This is a genomic window from Stackebrandtia sp. (assembly GCF_035643755.1).
In the GTDB taxonomy this organism is placed as follows: domain Bacteria; phylum Actinomycetota; class Actinomycetes; order Mycobacteriales; family Micromonosporaceae; genus Stackebrandtia.
Map to the genome: position 1 here is coordinate 1 of NZ_DASQPW010000238.1, position 2,715 is coordinate 2,715.

Sequence of the window (2,715 nt, forward strand, 5' to 3'; positions counted from 1 at the left end):
GATTTTCTTGTTGTAGTACATCACCCAGTAGGCGACGTTCATGGGGACGCAGTACTGCTTGCCGTGGAAGGTGTACTGGCTGCGCAGGTCCTTGGAGATCCAGCCGTTCTTGATGGCCTTGTCCCAGATGTCGGTGGTCTCGGCGACCAGGTGATCGTCGACGAGCGCCCCGAGCGACGGGCCGGTCTGCCAGGTGAACAGGCCCGGGCTCTTCTTGGTGCGGAACGACTGCTTGATGAACGCCTCGTACTGCTCCTCATCGGAGTAGCCCGTGGTCTTCAGGCTGATGTCGGCGTCGCCCTTGCTCTGCGCGTTGAGCTCGTTGAAGTCGGGCTTCCAGGCGGCCTTGTTGGTGTAGAAGCTGAGCTTCCCGGTCGTGGCGCCGTCGTCCCGGTTGGTGCCGCCGCAAGCGACGAGCGCCAGGCAGGTGACCGCGGCCATGAAGCCGGCGACGACCTTCCGTGTTCTCATGTCGAACTCCTTTGTTCCTTCTTCGTACGGGGTTGGGGGCGGGTTGAGGTCGAAGTCAGGCTTCGCCGACGCGGGTGCCGCGGATCGAGGCCTTGACGGTGCCGAACCGTTGGCTGCGCGAGCGCGCGGTTCGCCGGATGGTGTAGGGGCCAACGGATGCCGGCACGATGAACGTTTCGGCGTAGTGGATCTGGTAGGGCTCGAACGCGCCCGTGGGGCTGACGATCTCGACCTCGTCGCCCTCCACGAGGTTGAGGACGTTCACGGTTCCGGCGGTGTCGTGGGTGGCCTCCCGGGAGAACCAGTGGCGGCGGACCTCGATGAACTCCAGCTCGTGCAGGCCGGTGCGCTCCTCGACGACGTCGCCGTCGTTGGACAGCTCGGTGACCTGGCCGACGAGGTTGTCCTCGGTCCAGGTGCGGTCGCGGTACCACTCGAGGTTCTTGGCGCCGTGGTCCAGGTGCACCGGGCGCGGGATGCCGTCGAGACCGAGGCGGCCCCAGTCCCACAGCTTGAACGTGAAGATGAACGGGGTCGCCGAGATCTCCAGCACCATCGAGTTGGCGCCCGAGCTGTGGATGGTGCCCGCGGGGATCAGGAAGTGGTCGTGCTTCTTGGCGGGGAACGCGTTGACGAAGCGCTCGGCGTCGAAGGGGCGCTCGCCGGTGGCGGCGACCCTGAGGTCCTCCAGCATCGCCTCGCGGTCGACGTCGTTCTTGGTGCCCAGATAGACCACGGCGTCGTCGCCGGCGTCCAGCAGGTAGTACGACTCGTCCTGGGTGTAGTGCATGCCGAAGGTCTGGTAGATGTAGTCGGTCAGCGGGTGCACCTGGAGGGAGAGGTTGCCGCCCTCCATGGTGTCCAGGAAGTCGAACCGGATGGGGAACTCGGCGCCGAACCGGGCGAAGGTGCGCTCGCCCAGCAGCGCCCGGGGCTGGGTGAGAACCAGGTCCAGGGAAGGGATCTCGACGATCGCGCCGTCGGCGTCGGCCAGCAGCAGCGAGTTCTCCTCGGGCACACAGTCGAAGCACCAGGCGTAGTTGGGCTGGCCGGGGTCGAGGTCGAGCCTGCGCTTCATCCACTGTCCACCCCAGACGCCGGGGTCGAAGAACGGGACGACGCGGAAGGGGCGGTGGGCGGCTCCGGCGATGGCGGCGCGGAAGGCGTCGCCGGTGATCATGCCGGGCAGGCGATCGGTGGGTTCGGCCGCGCCGATGGCATTGGCGTCGAACACGAAGTCAAGCCGCTCGAACATGGTGCGCTTGTGGCGGTCGGCCATCCGCCATTCCACGAAGAAGCCGCGCTTGTACTTGCGCAGCCGGTCGGCGTCGGGGTTGGCGGCCCGCCAGTTGGGTGCGCCGGCGCGCTGGCGCGCCTGGATCTCCCAGCGCGCCATGTCGGCCAGGACCAGCGCGTACGACGTCGACAGCCGCCGGGCCACCAGGTCGGCGCCCCATCCGATCAGGACGGTCGGGCGGTCGTCGGAGGCGACGGCGGCGGCGGTGGCGGCGAGGCGCTCGGCGTCGTAGTAGGCGTCCACGGTGGCGTGCGACATGACGCCGAACACCCGGTCGTCGGTGAGGTTGTCGGCGATGAACGCCTCGATCTCGGCCAGAGGCTTGGCGGCCGCGTCCTCGACGTCGACGATCCGCCACCCCGGCAGCGCGTCGGCGATCGCCTTGGCGATCAGCGGGAGGTCGGCGCCCGGGTAGGCGTCGACGACCGCGAGCGGCGTGCCGCCCGCGGCCCGGTCGGCGGCCGTCTCGGCCACCCGCGTCCACGCCGTTGCGCCGGTGAGCACGCGGGCATCGGCGGGAAGCGGCACGGTGGGCCGCTTCTCGTACTGTCCGACGGGGACGCCGGATGACGGGCTAGGGGTGGACACGAACGCTCCTTTGGGGACTGCCGTCGGCGGCGAGGACGGACAGTCCGCGCAGCACCGACAGGTCGGGTCGGTCGGGGATGACGAAGTCCGGCCGGTGCGAGCTGGTCCACAGGTGCTTGTGGACGTACGCCTCGAGCGGCTCGGCAACGGCGCGTCCGGCGCGCATGATGCCGCCGGACAGGATGACGACGGCGGGGTCGTAGGCGTGGCACAGCGACACGGCGGCGGCGCCCCAGGCGCGGATCGCCCGGTCGCGCAGCGCGATCGCCGCGGCGTCGCCGCCGGAGGCGGCGGCGAACAGTTGCTCGACGTCGGCGACGGCGTCGCCGCGCCTCGCCAGTTCGCGCCGCAGCGCCCAG

General features: G+C 69.5%; 3 protein-coding genes. All 3 read right to left on the bottom strand.

What is annotated here, in order from left to right; translation table 11 throughout:
• Window positions 1-471 (bottom strand): extracellular solute-binding protein (locus VE172_RS18440; RefSeq protein ID WP_414715119.1); only part of this gene is annotated, 471 nt, incomplete at its 3' end.
• Window positions 472-526: 55 nt separating this feature from the next.
• Window positions 527-2,356 (bottom strand): class I mannose-6-phosphate isomerase, encoded by a 1,830-nt coding sequence (locus tag VE172_RS18445; protein ID WP_324803429.1) that lies wholly within the window; start codon window positions 2,354-2,356, stop codon window positions 527-529.
• The coding region (locus VE172_RS18450; protein ID WP_324803430.1) for an ROK family protein at window positions 2,343-2,715 on the bottom strand (373 nt) is incomplete at its 5' end. The genes VE172_RS18450 and VE172_RS18445, both read right to left, overlap by 14 nt.